Origin of the sequence: Acinetobacter sp. GWC1_38_13, from assembly GCF_001767535.1 — a bacterium.
Taxonomy (GTDB): Bacteria; Pseudomonadota; Gammaproteobacteria; order Pseudomonadales; family Moraxellaceae; genus Acinetobacter; species Acinetobacter junii.
This window is the reverse complement of the sequence record NZ_MELG01000023.1, coordinates 1-17,427: the sequence shown is the minus strand read 5'-3', so window position 1 is coordinate 17,427 and position 17,427 is coordinate 1. Positions and strand designations below refer to the sequence as shown.

17 protein-coding genes are annotated in these 17,427 nt (G+C 37.4%); 10 read left to right on the top strand and 7 right to left on the bottom strand.

The window, feature by feature from the left end:
* Nucleotides 1-47 precede the first annotated feature (47 nt).
* On the bottom strand, nucleotides 48-488 hold the full coding sequence (locus A2003_RS02300) for an acyl-CoA thioesterase (protein ID WP_112987240.1): 441 nt from the start codon (nucleotides 486-488) through the stop codon (nucleotides 48-50).
* Nucleotides 485-1,645: an iron-containing alcohol dehydrogenase gene (locus A2003_RS02295; RefSeq protein ID WP_112987239.1), complete on the bottom strand. Its 1,161-nt coding sequence runs from the start codon at nucleotides 1,643-1,645 to the stop codon at nucleotides 485-487. The genes A2003_RS02300 and A2003_RS02295 overlap by 4 nt, the downstream gene beginning before the upstream one ends.
* 117 nt (nucleotides 1,646-1,762) lie before the next feature.
* On the opposite strand from A2003_RS02295, the gene A2003_RS02290 reads away from it, so the two are divergent.
* The 7 genes from A2003_RS02290 (at nucleotide 1,763) to A2003_RS02260 (ending at nucleotide 7,533) form a co-directional block, all read left to right on the top strand.
* On the top strand, nucleotides 1,763-2,275 hold the full coding sequence (locus tag A2003_RS02290; protein WP_075696433.1) for a low molecular weight protein-tyrosine-phosphatase: 513 nt from the start codon (nucleotides 1,763-1,765) through the stop codon (nucleotides 2,273-2,275).
* 4 nt (nucleotides 2,276-2,279) lie between these two features.
* Complete coding sequence (gene murB / locus A2003_RS02285; protein WP_262578204.1) at nucleotides 2,280-3,326, top strand: UDP-N-acetylmuramate dehydrogenase; 1,047 nt, start codon at nucleotides 2,280-2,282, stop codon at nucleotides 3,324-3,326.
* A 7-nt stretch (nucleotides 3,327-3,333) separates the two neighbouring features.
* Nucleotides 3,334-4,470: a YdcF family protein gene (locus A2003_RS02280; protein WP_112987238.1), complete on the top strand. Its 1,137-nt coding sequence runs from the start codon at nucleotides 3,334-3,336 to the stop codon at nucleotides 4,468-4,470.
* Nucleotides 4,470-5,498, top strand: a complete 1,029-nt coding sequence (locus tag A2003_RS02275) for an alpha/beta hydrolase (protein ID WP_004915480.1) — start codon at nucleotides 4,470-4,472, stop codon at nucleotides 5,496-5,498. Before A2003_RS02280 ends, A2003_RS02275 begins: the two co-directional genes overlap by 1 nt.
* A 79-nt stretch (nucleotides 5,499-5,577) precedes the next feature.
* Nucleotides 5,578-6,102 carry a DUF4124 domain-containing protein gene (locus A2003_RS02270; protein ID WP_286686749.1) on the top strand — a complete coding sequence of 175 codons (525 nt, stop codon included), beginning with the start codon at nucleotides 5,578-5,580 and terminating at the stop codon, nucleotides 6,100-6,102.
* Nucleotides 6,103-6,148: 46 nt separating this feature from the next.
* Nucleotides 6,149-6,877, top strand: coding sequence for a hypothetical protein (locus A2003_RS02265; RefSeq protein ID WP_039908023.1), 729 nt, complete (start codon nucleotides 6,149-6,151; stop codon nucleotides 6,875-6,877).
* A 17-nt stretch (nucleotides 6,878-6,894) separates the two neighbouring features.
* Nucleotides 6,895-7,533, top strand: coding sequence for a hypothetical protein (locus A2003_RS02260; RefSeq protein WP_039047864.1), 639 nt, complete (start codon nucleotides 6,895-6,897; stop codon nucleotides 7,531-7,533).
* A 46-nt stretch (nucleotides 7,534-7,579) separates the two neighbouring features.
* Here A2003_RS02260 and A2003_RS02255 read toward each other — a convergent pair whose 3' ends face one another.
* The gene (locus A2003_RS02255) at nucleotides 7,580-9,250 is read right to left on the bottom strand and encodes an FMN-binding glutamate synthase family protein (protein ID WP_075696435.1); all 1,671 of its coding nucleotides are present in this window, start codon (nucleotides 9,248-9,250) and stop codon (nucleotides 7,580-7,582) included.
* Between the two features lie 514 nt (nucleotides 9,251-9,764).
* Between A2003_RS02255 and hppD the strand changes: the two genes are divergently transcribed.
* Entirely contained in the window at nucleotides 9,765-10,820 is a 1,056-nt protein-coding gene (hppD, locus tag A2003_RS02250; RefSeq protein WP_004954650.1) for a 4-hydroxyphenylpyruvate dioxygenase, read from the top strand.
* A gap of 51 nt (nucleotides 10,821-10,871) precedes the next feature.
* Here the strand turns inward: hppD and A2003_RS02245 are convergent, their stop codons facing one another.
* The 4 genes from A2003_RS02245 to fahA form a co-directional block, all read right to left on the bottom strand.
* Entirely contained in the window at nucleotides 10,872-11,651 is a 780-nt protein-coding gene (locus A2003_RS02245) for an IclR family transcriptional regulator (RefSeq protein ID WP_112987237.1), read from the bottom strand.
* Nucleotides 11,652-11,970: 319 nt separating this feature from the next.
* Nucleotides 11,971-12,519: a VOC family protein gene (locus tag A2003_RS02240; RefSeq protein ID WP_112987236.1), complete on the bottom strand. Its 549-nt coding sequence runs from the start codon at nucleotides 12,517-12,519 to the stop codon at nucleotides 11,971-11,973.
* 19 nt (nucleotides 12,520-12,538) lie between these two features.
* Nucleotides 12,539-13,171, bottom strand: a complete 633-nt coding sequence (maiA, locus tag A2003_RS02235; protein ID WP_112987235.1) for a maleylacetoacetate isomerase — start codon at nucleotides 13,169-13,171, stop codon at nucleotides 12,539-12,541.
* Nucleotides 13,158-14,465, bottom strand: a complete 1,308-nt coding sequence (fahA, locus tag A2003_RS02230; protein ID WP_112987241.1) for a fumarylacetoacetase — start codon at nucleotides 14,463-14,465, stop codon at nucleotides 13,158-13,160. The genes maiA and fahA overlap by 14 nt, the downstream gene beginning before the upstream one ends.
* Before the next feature lie 354 nt (nucleotides 14,466-14,819).
* Here fahA and A2003_RS02225 point away from each other — a divergent pair, with 354 nt between their 5' ends.
* Nucleotides 14,820-16,208 (top strand): amino acid permease, encoded by a 1,389-nt coding sequence (locus A2003_RS02225; protein WP_004954630.1) that lies wholly within the window; start codon nucleotides 14,820-14,822, stop codon nucleotides 16,206-16,208.
* A 178-nt stretch (nucleotides 16,209-16,386) separates the two neighbouring features.
* On the top strand, nucleotides 16,387-17,427 hold a 1,041-nt coding region (locus A2003_RS02220; RefSeq protein ID WP_286686748.1), incomplete at its 3' end, for an MFS transporter.

Here is a 17,427-nt window from a genome sequence, read left to right as displayed (position 1 = left end):
TGGCTACCTTTATAGGTTTAATTATGAACAGTAAATGTCAACAGACCCTAACTAATAAGTTGATATTGTTCAAGTACGTTTCTCATTTCTACTGAAATAGCCGTACTTTTTCTGCTTTTACGGTCAACGAATACGTGCACAAAATGTCCTTGGGCTGCTGCTTCATCCTGATTTTGTTTAAAAATTGCGAGTTCATATCTGAGCGATGAATTCCCAATTTTGCCAATCGCAACACCGACTTCAATCATTTCTGGGAAAGAAAGTTCCTGTTGAAAGCTACAGGCTGAATCCACAACCAAACCAATGATTTCACTATTATGGATATCGAATCCTGTTTTTTGGATCAGTAATGAATTGGCAGCGGTGTCAAAATAACTGTAATAAGTCACGTTATTGACGTGTCCATAAATATCATTGTCCGCCCAACGGGTTTGTATTGGGAAAAAGAACTTGAATTGGTCACGTCGTTTTAAAGTCGGTTTGCTCATGCATAAATCGCCTGATAAATATTGAGTGCATCTTGTTCAGTCATTTCTCTTGGATTGTTCTGCAAGAGTCTTGTTTGAAGCATCGCATCCTTGGCAAGTTGTGGAAGTTTAGCTTCTGGAATGTTCAATTCATTAAGTTTTAAAGTTAAACCGCTTTGGTCAAGATGGTTTTGCATATGATCGATAAACAGATCACATAGGCCATCCGTACAACCTGTACTGCGAGGGTCGAGCAATTGCATTAATTCAGCATAGTGTTGCTTCGCATTAGGTGCATTGAATTTAAGTACTTCAACTAAAACTAAAGCATTTGTATGCCCATGTGATAAATGAAAATGTCCACCCAATGGGTAGGCAAGTGCATGAACTGCACCGACTGGTGCGTTTGCAAATGCTTGTCCAGCAAGCATTGAGCCAACCAACATGTTTTGGCGTGCTTCCATATCTGAACCATCTTTTAGAACTTTGGCTAAATTTTGATTGAGGAGTTTTAATGCGTTCTTTGCCAGCATATCTGCGTAGAAGTTTTTCTTGATATTTGATGTATAAGCCTCTATCGCATGTACCATTGCATCGATACCCGTCGCCGCTGTGATGTGTGCAGGTAGACCTTGAGTGAATGTTGCATCCAGGATAGCAACATCTGCGTATAGGATTGGGGAAACAACGCCCATTTTTGTAGTAGCGCCAGTGGTCACAATAGAAATAGGTGTGATTTCAGAACCTGTTCCAGCAGTGGTAGGTACAAGAATAAGTGCTAAACGTGGTGATTTTGCTTGGTTAATACCATATATCTCACCTAAATTTTGTTGTTGATTCGGATGTGCAAGTAAAGCGATGATTTTTGCGACATCCATGGAGCTACCGCCACCAAATCCGATTACAACATCTACTTTTTCTTGTCGAGCAAAATCCACAGCTTCTAACACGATATGTTCAGGGGGATCTGCTTGAATATCTGAATAGATGACAAAGTCCAGAACAAGTTGATCTAAAATGGTTAATATCGGTAAATGAAGTTTATGCTGTAACATGCCAGCATCAGTAACCAATAAAACTTTATGGTACTGATGTTGAGATAGAACATTTTTTAGCTCTTGTATTGAACCTAGCCCTGCAATGATGTTTGGGACAGTTTGAAATTGGAAATGGTTCATACATATATCCTTATTTTTTCATAATAAATACAACATTTTTATATGTGGTGGCTATAGGTTTCAGGACTTAAATAAATTAACATAAGACGCTTGTTAAAGTGTACAAATGAGGTGATTATGCCATCCAAAACGCCATATAAGGTGTTGTGTGTCTGTTTAGGAAATATTTGCCGTTCTCCAACAGCAGAAGCGATTCTCAGACATTATTGTGATGTGCATGGTTTAGATGTGATTGTCGATTCTGCTGGAACTAGCAATTACCATCCAAATAAAGCGCCAGATTTACGCAGCCAACAGCATGCAAGTAAACGCGGTTACGATCTATCGACTATACGTGCTAGACAAATCACATTGAATGATTTTCTTGATTTCGATTTGATCTTGGCAATGGATCATGAGAATTTCAAAGATGTGCAACATTTGAAGACTCAGGCAATTTATCAGTTTGGTTCTAATCAAGTACGTTCAAAAATTGCATTAATGAGTGAGCATGATCCTGAATTTACACGGCAAGCTATACCTGATCCTTATTATGGGGGAGCGGAAGGCTTTGATCGCGTACTTAATCAGTGCGAATCAAGTAGTTTGGCTTGGGTCAATATTTTAAAAAATCAAATCAGTGCAGGGTAATAGGATTCAACACAATATGCATATACAAGAGCACATACAGCTTAAATCATTGAATACCCTGAACTTAGATTCTACAGCATCACACTATGTGCAAATCAATCATGCCAACGAAGTCGTTGAAGCTTTAGATTTTGCTAAACAGAATAATCTCAATGTTTTAGTGTTATCTGGAGGGAGCAATATGTTGTTGCCTCAGTATATTCAAGCTCTTGTACTGCACTTAAATATTCAAGGTGTTGAGGTTGTTCGTGAAGATAATCACACAGTTACTGTAAATGTTGGTGCAGGGCAGTCTTGGCATGATTTCGTTTTATATACAACAAAGCAGCAATGGTTTGGTTTACAAAATCTTGCATTAATTCCTGGGTTAGTTGGGGCCTCACCTGTACAAAATATTGGTGCTTATGGTGTTGAAGTTGGTGAATTTATTGAGTCTGTTCAAGTCTATGATCGTGAGTTAGGGCAATTTACCTTTATTTCCTCTGAAGATTGTAAATTCGCATATCGACATAGTATTTTTAAAGATTTTCCGAATCGTTATATCATCGTTGCTGTCACCTTTAAGCTATTGAAGCAAGCTGATTTAAAACTGAATTATGGTGATCTAAAACAAGCTGTTGGTGATGAACAAAGCGCTGAAAACTTGCAAAAGCAAGTTATCTTGATTCGACAAAGTAAGTTGCCTGATCCTAAAGAGTATCCAAATGTGGGGAGCTTTTTTAAGAATCCTGTTCTCAGTCAAATGAGCTTTGACAAAATTGCACAACAATTTCCAAACATTCCTCATTATCCACAAGCAAATGGTAGTGTTAAAGTTGCCGCTGGATGGTTGATCGATCAAACAGGTTGGAAAGGTAAACAATTAGGTTCTGTTGGAATGTTTCACAAACAAGCCTTAGTTTTAGTCAATTATGCTGATGCAACTTTGACTGATGTGAAAAATACATATAAAGCCGTGCAACATGACGTAAAGCAAAAATTCAGTATAAGTTTAGAACCTGAACCAGTGCTGTATGACGAGCAAGGTTTGATTCAACCACACGGTGAATGAGGAGAATATGGCGAAAGTACATTGGATGGTGAGTTTAGTACGAGTATTTACAATACTTTTTGTACTATTAGGCTGTTTTGTACTTTTTTTATATTCACCATTTTATTCTCAGTTAATTGTCAAAGGATTAAATTACTTTGTTCCTGTAGAAGTTAATCAAGTTGCAGCACAAAGCCAAAAATCTGCTGCGTTGAGTGAGCATGAAACTTTAGAGCCTGGTTCAGATCTATGGATTGCAAGACAAGCTTATTTAAAGCTTATGGAAAAGACCTTTCAATCAGAAAAACCTGAGGATTTGGGGCTGATCCAAGCTCGTTATAAAGTGTTGCAACAGTTAATATTAGAAGAGCAAGAAAAAGAAAATGCTGAAGAACCCAAGCAGGAAATTCCTCTGTTAGCTCAGGCAGCATCATCGGTTCAAGAACAAGAAAGTTCTGCAAGTGCAGCAAGTACACCTTTCGATTTTTTGCAATCTGATACAGCCAATACCAAAATACAAATGGAAAAGTATTTAGACTTTTTACAAAGCTATCCTATTGATTTATCTGCTTCTGATGATTCAGCTGAGCAAACAAATACAGATTTTCTCGAGTTGAAAAAAAATAAGGTTGAGACAAAGACTTCAAGAAATAGCTCTGAGCCTTATGCGATTGTTGTATTGGGTGGTGGATTGACACTAGGCGCAAATGGTAAAGATATTGTGGTAAATAATTACACACGTTTGCGCTTGGAAAAGACATTAGAAATAGAGAAAAAATATGATTTGCCGATTGTGCTGAGTGGTGTTGAAGCACCGTATATGCAAGCTTGGTTAAATGAACGAGGCATTGAAGCAAAATTACTTGAAAAAAGAAGTATGAATACCTGCGAAAACTCTCGGTTTAGTTCTTTGTTATTACAAAAAAAAGGCGGGGCACCAACGGTACTTTTGATCACGGATGAATACCACATGCCTCGCACACGTCGTTTATTTGCATTAAATGGTATTGAGACTGTTCCAGTGATTGCGCCTATGCCGACGCAATTAACGAAATGGCGTCCTAGTGAGCAAAATTATGATCATAGTCGACGAGCAAACTATGAGATGTTAGCTACAATTCGTGATATGTTGTTTGGCTCTAGTGATTGTCGGGAGATACCATAATGTCAAATATTCCATTTCTAAATCCCACGATCTTAAAGCAACTTGATTTACCTATTCCAAATCGAGAAACCACTCCTCAGGTTCTTGAACCACTAGATTTGACAGTAAGTTTTGAACCAACTAAGCCATTACAAGCATATCGTAAGCTGTATGGTTTGCATTTGTTGGAGTGTGAGCATTGGCAAGGCTATGTAGAAATGCGATTGTTTCGTTTACATGTACAGGTCTTTCAACCCAAAATAGAAAAAATTCAGGGTACTGTGTGTTTATTACATGGTTATCTGGAACATAGTGGGATTTACCAACCGATTATCAAAGAAATCTTGGATCAAGGATTTAGTGTAATTACCTATGATCTTCCTGGTCACGGTTTAAGTAATGGTTCACCTGCTAGTATTCAGAACTTTGATCATTACCAACAGGTTCTTAATGCTGTTTATGACGCAGTTCATCATGCAAAACAATTGCCACGTCCGTGGTTGGGAATCGGGCAAAGTACTGGCGGTGCAATATGGATGCATCATCTATTAGAATTTGCCGAGCGACGTGAAGATCCAATAGTTGATCGTGTATTGTTATTATCACCATTAATACGTCCAGCGAAAACGGCTTGGTGGCATAACTCTGTTGGGTTAGGGATTATACGCCGTATAAAAAGCCAAGTCCCTCGACACTTCCGTCGCAATAATCATAATCCTGAATTTTTGCGATTTGTGCGTTTAAAAGATCCATTGCAACCAAGAATGATGGGAATGGATTGGATTCTTGCGATGTCGAAATGGATGTTGGAAATGGAACAACGTCCAGCTTGTCGTATTCCTGTTTGGCTAGCACAGGGTGCGCTCGATCAAACTGTAGATTGGCGCTATAACATTGAATATATACGTCGTAAATTTAGACTACAAACCTTGTTGATGCTAGAAGAAGGTTCACATCAATTAATCAATGAACGTGCAGATATTCGTGCTGCACTAACAGGTTTAATTCCAGCTTTTTTACATGCTAAGCCAAATCATTATTATTACTAATATTTCTTTTTTACCAATGATTTAGATGATACAATTTTTAACAATATAAAAAATGAAAATTTAAATCATAGGGGTGTGCATGATAAGGGGTGCATCTTGGAGCTTCTTTAGCTCTATTCTTTTATGTTTTTCTACGTCTGTTTTTGCTCAAGATCTATACAAGTGTGTTTCTCCACAGGGCACAACTTATCAAAGTCATCCTTGTGCTGCGAAAACTACTCAAAAAACTGCGTGTATGGGCTCGATTTCAAATGGCTTTGAGCATGATTGTAGAAAGAGCGAGCTTCAGCGGCAACGCACAACTGAGAATGAAAGAAATGCCTACACTCAAGATTCTGCACTAAATAAAACTAAGGTAGCTATAGATCAGTCTTCTGAGTTTCAACGAGGCATTGTGCAATTTCCTGAATGTAAACAGCGAATAGAGACCTTACAACGCTTAGCGCGTTATGCTGGTAGACAGATGCAGATCATCGAGAATAGTCGGCAGATGTATGCAGCAAGAATATGTACGGCTGAAGGTAGTATCTATATGAGTTGTAATGCAATCACAAACACATTACTCACCCAAAAAAGTTCAACGTGTCCATTCAAGCGAACTTAAATATTTAGCAACAAATTTTTTGATACTAAGAATATGGGGATATGCAATGAAAGTTGTTTTTATTGTTATAGGGTTTATTTTTATAATTTTTTTTATGCTTAATCGTTGCTCTCATCAGGAGCTACCTGCAAATACTCAAGATGCAAATAATCCAATTGCGCAACGACAGAATATTCTAGACCAAATCGTTTTGTTGCAACCACTCAAACAATATGCCAGCAAAGATTATGAATCTATACAACAAACGGCAAATGGTGTCGTAAATGTAAATGAGATTGAGGCAAGCGTGAGCAGTACATTGTGGTGGAAGCTTAGAGAAATTATAGAGAAAAAAGCAGATGATGAGGGGCAACGTTTATGGGCGAATGCTTATCTTCAACAACTGTATGATGCCAAACGGAAAGGCGATTGTTTCCCAATTTCATTCCCTTTATATAGTAAAACTTCACCGCAACAACGCAGAGCTTTATTAAGTCAGAACACTCAGCAGCAGTCTAGTGAAGCATTAACTTATATATTGACTCATAATGGAAAGCGTTCGGTTGTTGATCGTATGCAAGCGCCAGAGGCATGGTCTCAGGTTGCTGATAAACTTAGACAAGACTATGGTGCTGAAGCAGATTTAATCAATTCAGGTGAAACTGCTGAGGATAAGAATAAACAATGTGAAGTTGTGGTGAGGACTTTTGAATACATTCTTTCACTACCGCAAGAACAACAAGGTCCTGTGATACGCTGGTTTTTAGATAAGCATATTTCTGTAGGCATTTTTTAATAAGATTGTAGATAAGAATGATTAAAAATTTATTTCTTAAACAGACAAGTTTGAAGTTTCTAGCTGTTTTATTTATTCTTGTAGGATTGGTGGCATGTGGTAAAACAACGCATGAACCAAAGGTGGGGGAATATGGTGAAGCATTGGTTAATTCAGTGCGTCTGACATCTAGTGAACTAGAGCAGCTAAATCAAGCTGTTATTAATAAACCCAAAGATACGTTTGATCGTCCAAGTGTTGCTATTGGTTTTCTTGGGGAATCGAATAAGAATCCTTATCGGTTTGTGATAGTTGCTAAAGGTATTGCACCAAATGAAGGTGAGGTCAATTTAAAGTGGATAGGAGGAGTCCAGAGTGAAACTTCTAATGGATATCAACCGCAAATCTTTCAATCAGATGATAAACATAAGTATGAGATGAATGAACCTGTACTGTTAATTGCCAGTTCAGATCCATTTTCCATCAGTGAACAGAGTAATGGTGTTCACTACGATGTTCATGCTGAATTGATGGAGGCATCGAATATTCAGTTTCAATCTGTAGAAGTTCAAATTTGGCAGGGTAAGGGTAGTCTTTATAGTTGGACGTATTATTTAAAATTCCTTGTAATTTTGATGATTCCAATTTTTGCCATATATCGATTAGTTAGCCGCTAAACCATATTTTTTAAACTTGGGCCACTCAAAGAGTGGCTCAATTTCGTTAGAAACTTTTTGCATTAGCCAATTTCCACATACGATAATAGAAATTCTCATCATCGTTTAAATCAGCTTGTAGTAATTCATTTTCTTTTAAGAAGAAATGAATCTGGGCATAATTTTTGATTTCACGATCATTCATACGCTGAGCGAGATGATGTGCTTTGATATCTGATGGATGTTTGAGTCCTGCCGCAGCGATCATTTCTGATAATGCATGCAATGTATTTTTGTGGAAGTTAAACACTCGTTCAGCTTTACTTGGAACATCAATTGCCTTCTGGCGATCTTTATCTTGCGTTGCAACTCCGACTGGACATTGGTTGGTATGGCAACTTTGAGCTTGAATACAACCAACAGCGAACATAAAACCGCGTGCAGAATTGACCCAGTCTGCACCTAAAGCAAATGTACTTGCAATGTCAAAAGCACTAATGATTTTTCCACTGGCACCAACTTTAACTTGGCTGCGTAGACCTGCGCCTACAAGGGTATTATGAACAAATCGCAATCCTTCTCTTAAGGGGGTGCCAATATAATCACTAAATTCAATCGGTGCTGCACCTGTTCCGCCTTCTGAACCATCAACTACTATAAAATCAGGAACAATTTTAGTTTCCAACATGGCCTTAACAATACCCATGAACTGCCATGGTTGACCGATACAAAGTTTAAAACCGACAGGTTTACCACCTGATAAATCTCTTAACTTTTGTATGAAATGCATCATCTCAATAGGCGTATTAAAACTAGGATGCTTTGCAGGCGAGATACAATCATGTTCTCTTGAAACTCCTCGTATTTGTGCAATTTCTTCTGTGATTTTATGCTTGGGTAATATACCACCATGCCCAGGCTTAGCACCTTGAGATAGTTTCAACTCGATCATTTTGATTTTAGGATTTTTAGCTTGTTGAACAAATTTTTCAGGATCGAAAAGTCCTTCCGCTGTTCTACAACCGAAATAACCGCTAGCAATTTGCCAAACGATATCACCACCATGTTCTAGATGATAAGGGCTGAGACTGCCTTCACCTGTATCATGATAAAAGTTACCCAATTTGGCGCCTTTGTTTAAAGCTCTAATGGCATTTGCGCTTAAGCTACCAAAACTCATAGCGGAAATATTCATGATGGAAGCACTATATGGCTGTTTACATTGGTTATTTCCAATCAGTACACGAAATGTTTCTGTATCTGCAGGTGGGCACGGCGCAATCGAATGCACAATAAATCTATAGTTTGGCTCATATACATCGATAATTGAACCAAAGGGCTTATCAGCATTTTCATTTTTTGCACGTTGATAAACCAAACTTCGCTGCATACGAGAAAAAGGTAAGGCATCCTGATCCGCTTCTATAAAATATTGGCGAATTTCAGGACGGACATCTTCGAAAAAGAAACGAAAATGACCAATGATTGGGTAGTTTCTTAAAATGGCATGTTTTTTTTGGAGTAAATCATACAATCCAACAACACTTAACAGGCTCGTAACCAGCCACAAACCATTTAATAAAGTGTCAGAAATGAAGTAGTAAATACTATGTGGCGTGTAGATTGTTTTAAACCACGTAATGCTAAGTGCAATAAATATGCAAAGAAACCAAATCGAATGTCTAGAGAAGAATGTATTGAGTAATTTATGTCTTATCGCTTGGGCTGGGCTAGCCATAAACAATCATGCCTTTTAATCATTTTTGATAATAGAACCATGCCAAGAACTGATTATGACCTCAAGTAATGAATTGTTAGATATGAGAATTGTTCTCTAGAATGTTTTAATATTCCATCAACTTTTACGCTTTGAAACTTCTTAAGGATGTTTTGATGTGAAAAAAAGTATCACTACATTGTCGCGTTTTAATAGGATTAATAATGGTTTTAATCACTTATTAGAGGTGAAAAAAGCAATTTAATTACATATAACATAATTTAATTATGTATTGCATAAATTTGAGCTTTCTTGTAGCATTAATTCATCGTAGAAAACCAAAACAATTTTGTGTTGTTCTGGCTAGTTTTAGGACCGTGAAAAGAACATGGATGATTGAAAAGAATTCTATCTATCCAACTCTTTGATCGATAGTTCACATGATTTGTTAAAGGTAGTTATTGCAACCGAAAATTAATAAAACATGTTGTACAGTATTAAAAACGGATGAATTTATCTAAATAAGGGAAACTAGATGGACATTTTAGATAACCCATTAGAGCTATGTGGATTTGCTTTTATTGAGTTTGTTTCGACGGAAAATGGATTAGATCAAATCTTTGAAACAATAGGCTTTTCCAAAGTCGCAAAGCATAAATCTAAAAAAGTTTATTTATGGCGCCAAGGTAATATCAATATTATTTTGAATTATCAGCCTGAATCTTATGCTTCATTCTTTTATAAAGAGCATGGACCATCAGCATGTGCGATGGGTTTCAGAACACGTGATGCAGCGAAAGCTTTCAAGAAAGCAATCGAACTTGGTGCAGAACCGATGTATTCACAAGCTGGTCCAATGGAACTCAATATTCCTGCGATTAAAGGAATTGGTGGTATGCCAATCTTCCTTGTAGATCGTGATATTTACGAAAACGATTTTGTATTCTTTGATGATGTTGAGAAAAATCCAAAGGGTGCGGGTCTCAATGAAATCGACCATTTAACTCATAATGTTTATAAAGGACGTATGGAGTATTGGGCGAATTTCTATGAAAAGATTTTCAACTTCCAAGAGATTCGCTATTTCGATATTAAAGGCGAATACACAGGTCTTACTTCTAAAGCATTGACAGCACCAGATGGTATGATTCGTATCCCTTTAAATGAAGATTCAGATAAAGGAAATGGTCAAATCGCTGAATTCCTCGCTGATTTTAATGGCGAAGGCATTCAACACATCGCATTTATTACAGATGATTTACTTTCTACGTGGGATAAGCTGAAAGGGCTTGGTCTTGAGTTCATGACTCCTCCACCTGAAACGTATTACGAGATGTTGAAAGAGCGCTTACCAGAGCATGGTGAGCCAACTGAAGAGTTGAAAAAGCGTGGTATTTTGCTCGATGGCAATACCAAAGACGGTCAGAAGAAACTACTTCTTCAGATTTTCTCGCAAAATATGCTTGGGCCAGTATTCTTTGAATTTATTCAACGTAAAGATGATGATGGCTTTGGTGAGGGTAACTTCAAGGCTTTATTTGAATCGATTGAACGTGATCAAATTCGCCGTGGTGTATTAGAAGCGAAGTAACTTGCTGCTATGAACAAAAAAGCCAAGAATCAAATTCTTGGCTTTTTTTTACTATCTAGTTTGAATGAATTGATTAATTGCTGCGACTTCATTCTTAAACAGTTCAAGTTTTTCACTGCCTTCGTGTAGCGGTAGAAACATTTCACTGTCTAGTGCCACAATACAAAATTCCATCGCTCGTTGAGCATTGAAAATAGGTAAGCCAACGGCATTGATCCCAACAAGTAGATCTCCTTGTGCGATCGCCATTCCATGATGCAGAATTTTGTCTTTCAAAACTAAAAAATCATCCCATGTTTGTGGTTTGATTGGATAGTGGTTGAGTGCAGCTTTAGTCCATTCTGCATCCATTAAAGGTTTCACCACAGCTTCAGGTAAATAAGAAGCAAAAACTCGACCCGCTGCCGAATTGACTAATGGCATGATTGAACCGACTTTGGTTACAATTGAAATGGGATGGTTAGATTCAATTGACTGTACAACCAGTGGTCCTTGAGGCGACCATTTACTGATTTGGATACCACAACCAATTTTACTTTGAAGGTTATAGATCAAGTGCTGAACTAATTGCAAAACATCAGTATGTTGAATGCAACTCAAACCTAAACGCCATGCTTGATCGCCTAGAGCGTATTGACCATCTTCAAGCTGTTTCGCATAATTCATACGAATTAAGCTTACTAAATAGCGGTGAACTTTAGCAGGATGCATATCAAGCTTAGTTGATAAATCCTTTAAAATAATCGGTTTATTATGTTCTAACAGCGCGTTTAATACGGATAAACCGACTTCAAGCGATTGAACCCCACCAGATAATTTTTCTTCAATCATTCAACAACCCTTCATTTAAATTTTATCTAGCAGTAATGGTCAAATTTGTATAAATACATCAGAATTTCGATTAAATAATGCCTGAGCATGATGCAAAATTGAAATCATCTTTTTAAATGACTCAAATTAAAGAATTGTATAAGCATACAGTGGTTTGAACGTAGATCATATTTGATTTTCAAGATGATAGCATGACATTAAATGAATTAAGTTTACTCATTTTATGCATTAAAAATCGGTATTGAGCACTTCTCTCAATACCGATTAGATGTCTATTAAGTCATTCAGAGTTTGATCAGAATATACCTATCAAATTTCTTTATGCACCTAATTCTTCCTCATGTAAGAAATGTGTGTGGAGTGGCGCACGTTTGGTACGACTCCATTCCTCAAGCATCTCGACTTTCATTTCTTCTGTGATACGGGCAATTTTTGCATCCGCATGTACATCGTTATAGGTTAACTCTAAACGATGTCCGTTTGGATCAAAGAAATAAATTGAATGGAAAATACCATGATTCGTTACACCTAAAACTTTGACACCATTTGCTTCTAAATGTTCTTTAGCACGTAATAAAGTTGCTTGGTCTTCAACTTCGAATGCGATATGTTGAACCCATTGTGGCGTGTTTTCATCACGTCCCATTTCAGGTTGAGTAGGCAATTCAAAAAATGCTAATACATTGCCTTGTCCTGCATCCAAAAATAAATGCATATAAGGATCAAAAGCTTTAGTCGAAGGGACGTGGTCTTCTGCGAATGCTAGGATGAAGTCCATATTGAGCATCTGTTTATACCAATCCACGGTTTCTTTTGCGTCTTTACAACGATAAGCAACGTGATGAATTTTTTTAATTTGGAATGTCATCATTAAACTCCTTTTATCCTTATTCCCAATCTGCTTGTTGTTCTGGCGCAGCATGAAGAAAAGCTGGTAGTGTCAGGCAATATTGATAAATTGATTCGATTTTTGGAAATGCCGTAAGATCAACTTTAAAACGCTTGGCATTGTAAACTTGTGGTATTAAGCAGCAATCTGCAAAGCTAGGACGCTCACCAAAGCAGAACTTTCCATTGGAAGCTTGCAACTGTGCTTCGAGACTATCGAAGCCTTCTAAAATCCAGTGCTTATACCAATGACTTTTTTGTTCATCGTTTAAATCAAGCTCATTTTGTAAATATTTCAAAACCTTTAAGTTATTTAATGGGTGAATATCCGATGCAATGGCTTGTGAAAAAGCACGAACTTTTGCGCGTTCAATTAAGTTTTTTGGAAGTAAGCTAGTATCTGGATAGCGCTCTTCCAAATATTCCAAAATACTCAAAGATTGTAAAAATGCTTGGTCTTCGTCTACAAGTGTAGGTACAAGACAGCTTGGATTTAAAGCTTGATATTCAGCACTGCGTTGTTCATTTTTAACTAAATGAATCGCTTCAGTCTCGTAGCTCAAACCTTTTAGGTTCAACGCAATACGAACTCTGAATGCTGCTGAACTACGAAAATAACTATACAGTTTCATACTGTTCAGCCTCATGCTCAGCGAACGCAAATGTATGTGCGGCTAATATTGTATTTTCAACTTGACCAAAACCAACGCGAATGCCGTCTTTCTCACAGTAACCTTTCATGATGACGCGATCACCATCTTCAAGGAATCCGCGTTTTTCTCCGTTTGAAAGCGTTAGAGGTTTAGTTGTATTCCATGTTAATTCGAGCAAACTGCCATATGAATTTTCAGTCGGTCCAGAGATTGTGCCAGAACCCATCAAATCACCAACTTGGACATTACATCCTGCAATAGTGTGATGTGTAAGTTGTTGAGCCATCGACCAATACATGTATTTAAAGTTAGTCTCACAGATGAGGTCTGTTTCTTTTGAGCGGGGACTTTGAACTTCTACACTGAGTTTGATGTCAAAACTATTTGCAACATTCTCTTGTAAATAGCAAAGCGGTTTTGGCTCTTGAACAGGTCCTTTGACTTTAAACGGTTCAAGAGCTTCCATCGTCACAACCCATGGTGAAATCGCACTTGCAAAGGTCTTTGCATTAAAAGGTCCTAATGGCACATATTCCCATTGTTGGATATCTCGTGCAGACCAGTCGTTGAGTAAAACCATACCAAAGATATGATCCCAAGCATTTTCAATTGCAATAGGTTGACCGAGCTGTGTAGGTTTTCCGACGATAAATGCCGTTTCTAATTCGAAATCAAGTTTACGAGTCGCAGAAAAAATAGGGCGTTCGTCATTAGGTAACTTGATTTGTCCTGAAGGGCGAACGATATCCGTACCACTCACAATCACTGAGCTTGCACGGCCATTGTAACCGACTGGAAGTTCGCTCCAATTAGGTAGTAGTGCATTTTTAGGATCACGGAACATGGTACCTACATTGGTTGCATGTTCTTTAGATGAGTAGAAATCTGTATAACCTGGTACATGAATAGGTAAATGTAAAATAACGTTGTCTTGTTTGATTAAGACACGTTCTTTAAGTTCAGCATTATCTCGTAATAATGGATTCTCAGCAGATAAAAGAGCTTGTAAAGCTTTACGTACGGATTGCCACGAACTTTTACCTGATTCGATAAACTTATTCAAAGTTGGTTGATTAAAATAATTTTCTTTTCCATTAATTTCTAATAGCCCTTGTTCAGCAAGCTCTGCCAAATCAAGTACCCAATCACCGATTGCTACACCGACATGCTTTTCACCCTCAGGTGTTTTACTAAAAATACCGTAAGGTAAATTATGAATTGTGAAATCTGATTGAGGGTCAATTTCAATAAATGAAGTAAGTTTTTGAGCCATCATCTACTTTCCTTGTCTTTAATTTTGCTATGTCGTAGCTAAAAAATGCATTTGAGTTTGATTAATATTATTAAAAACATAGGTATAGAAGTGTTTTTAATGAATTTTGAGTCTTAATCAAACCACTAAAGTTTGCTGAATATCTTCCATCATACTTAAAAATTATAATTACGCAATACATAATTTAATTACTTATATCATAATTATTGTTATTTCTTTGATTTTCTGCTTAGATGCGCACTTACGAGAAAAGTAGATTAAATATTTTTCGATTTCATATAGGCAATAGTGATTAATTTATGATATACGTAATTTAATACAATAAAATTACGTGACAAGGATGAGAATAATCATATGTCAAAACTTGAGCAAGGAAACCTGAAACACGGTTTAAGCAATCGGCATATCCAACTTATTGCACTTGGTGGTGCAATTGGTACAGGATTGTTTCTTGGGATCTCACAATCAATCAAGCTAGCAGGACCATCAGTCATCCTGGGGTATGCAATTGCTGGATTTATCGCTTTTTTGATGATGCGACAATTAGGTGAAATGGTTGTACAAGAACCTGTAAGCGGTTCATTCAGTCATTTTGCTTATAAGTACTGGGGTTCATTTGCTGGCTTTATGTCAGGATGGAACTATTGGGTACTCAATATTTTAGTTTGTATGGCTGAATTAAGTGCGATTGGACTTTATATCCAATATTGGTGGCCAGAGATTCCGACATGGGCATCCGCACTGGTGTTTTTCCTTTTAATTAACGGTATCAATTTATTGCATGTTAAGCTTTTTGGTGAAATGGAGTTCTGGTTCTCTATCGTCAAAATTCTAGCTATTTTAGCAATGATTGGCTTTGGATCTTATTTATTAGCCACAGGTACAGCAGGACCTCAAGCTGGCATTAGTAACCTTTGGGCTCTGGGTGGATTTTTCCCATTTGGCGTTGAAGGTTTAGTAATGGCAATGGCTGTGATTATCTTCGCATTCGGTGGAATTGAATTGTTCGGTATCACAGCTGCTGAAGCTCGTGATCCAGATAAAACATTGCCAAAAGCGGTGAATCAAATTATCTATCGAATTCTGATTTTCTATATTGCGACGCTTTTTGTACTTTTTGCATTATTCCCTTGGAACCAAATGGCAGAAGGCGGTAGCCCATTCGTCATGGTATTTGCGTCATTGGATAGTCAAGGCGTAGCTACGATGCTCAATTTCGTTATTTTGACTGCAGCAGTGTCTGTTTATAACGGTACAAGCTATTGCAGCAGCCGTATGTTATTGGGTTTGGCTCAGCAAGGTAATGCACCGAAGTTCTTAAAGAAAATCAATAAAAATGGTATTCCAACAAATGCCGTATTGGTTTCAGCATTCGTAACAGTATTATGCGTGATCTTGAATTATATTTTCCCTGAAAAAGCATTTGGTTTATTGATGATGCTTGTGGTTGCAGCGATTGTGATCAACTGGATTGTTATTTCCTGGACACATTTAAAATTCCGTAAAGCTATGCTGGCGCAAGGTGAAACAACTAAATTCCCAAGTATTGCATATCCATTCAGTAACTATTTGTGCATCGTATTTATGTTGGGTATCTTGGTGGTCATGTCACTGACAGCAGATATGCGTATCGCAGTGATGATGATACCTGCATGGATTTTATGTCTAATGCTTGCGTATGCAGTGAAGTTGCGTAAATTGCGCAATGCTGAACCAAACGTGGTTTTGAATCCAGATGTTTAAATAGCACATTTCATAATGCATCTAAAAGGACTGAATGAATTTTCGGTCCTTTTTTATTTGTCTATTTTTCAGTTGGAGTTGTTATATCTATTGAGCAGAAATACGTTAAAATTTGAGCCTTATAAAATGAACATGCTAGTTGTTCATTTCAATCTTCAAATAGCAAAAGGCATTTGCATTGTTCCAGTCTTTAAACATTCAAACCCGACTGGGTGGTTTCTATCTGTTTTACTATTCGATAGTTGGAACATTCATGCCGTATTGGAACTTGTATTTACAAGACCAAGGCTTTAATTATCAAGAAATTGGGATTTTGTCTTCTATCGCAATTATTACGCGTTTTTTTGCGCCATTAATTTGGGGATGGATCGCTGATAAGTCTGGTAAGCGAATGCTATTGGTTCGCATTGCAACTTGGATGGAAGCTTGTATTTGGTTTGCAATTTTTGTGATTCCAAACAGTTTTCAATCCGTTGCTTTGCTGATGCTGATCTTTAGTTTTTTTCAAAATGCGATCTTGGCTCAATTTGAAGGTGTCACTTTATTTTGGTTGGGTGAAAAAAGAGCGGAACTATATGGAAAAGTAAGGAAGTGGGGCTCTGTCGGTTTTATTGTAGGTGTTTTTGTGATTGGTGCGTCGTTGGAAATTATTCCAATTTCTATGTTGCCGATTTTACTTTTAGCTGTTTCATTTCTTGCATTTTTATGGTCTTTTAGTATTAAAGAGCCTATACATGCGCCGAGCTCACAAAAGAAATTAGAGTCACTCATTCCTGTATTAAAAAAGCCGACTGTTGCAGCATTTTTTACGATTGAGTTTATATTACTGTTTTCTCAAGCACCTTTTTATAGCTTTTACAGTAATTTTTTAAAGGAAATAGGATTTAGCACGACTCAAATTGGCAGTTTATGGGCAGCAGGTGTGATCGCTGAGATTGTGATGTTTGCCGTAGCGCAAAAGTTGTTTTTCACACGGTTTTCATGGCGTTCATTAGTGGCACTGTGTCTAATTTTGACTAGTTTGCGCTGGTTTTTGGTTGGAATTCTCACAACCAATTATTTCGGGCAGTTTCTAGCTCAATGTCTTCATGCATTTAGTTTTGGTTTATTCCATTTAATTGCTATGAAAGTGATTTTCCAAAACTTTTCACCTGAGCAACAAGGTCGCGGGCAGGCACTATACAGTACGATGTGGGGACTTGGAGTAGCTTCAGGAAGT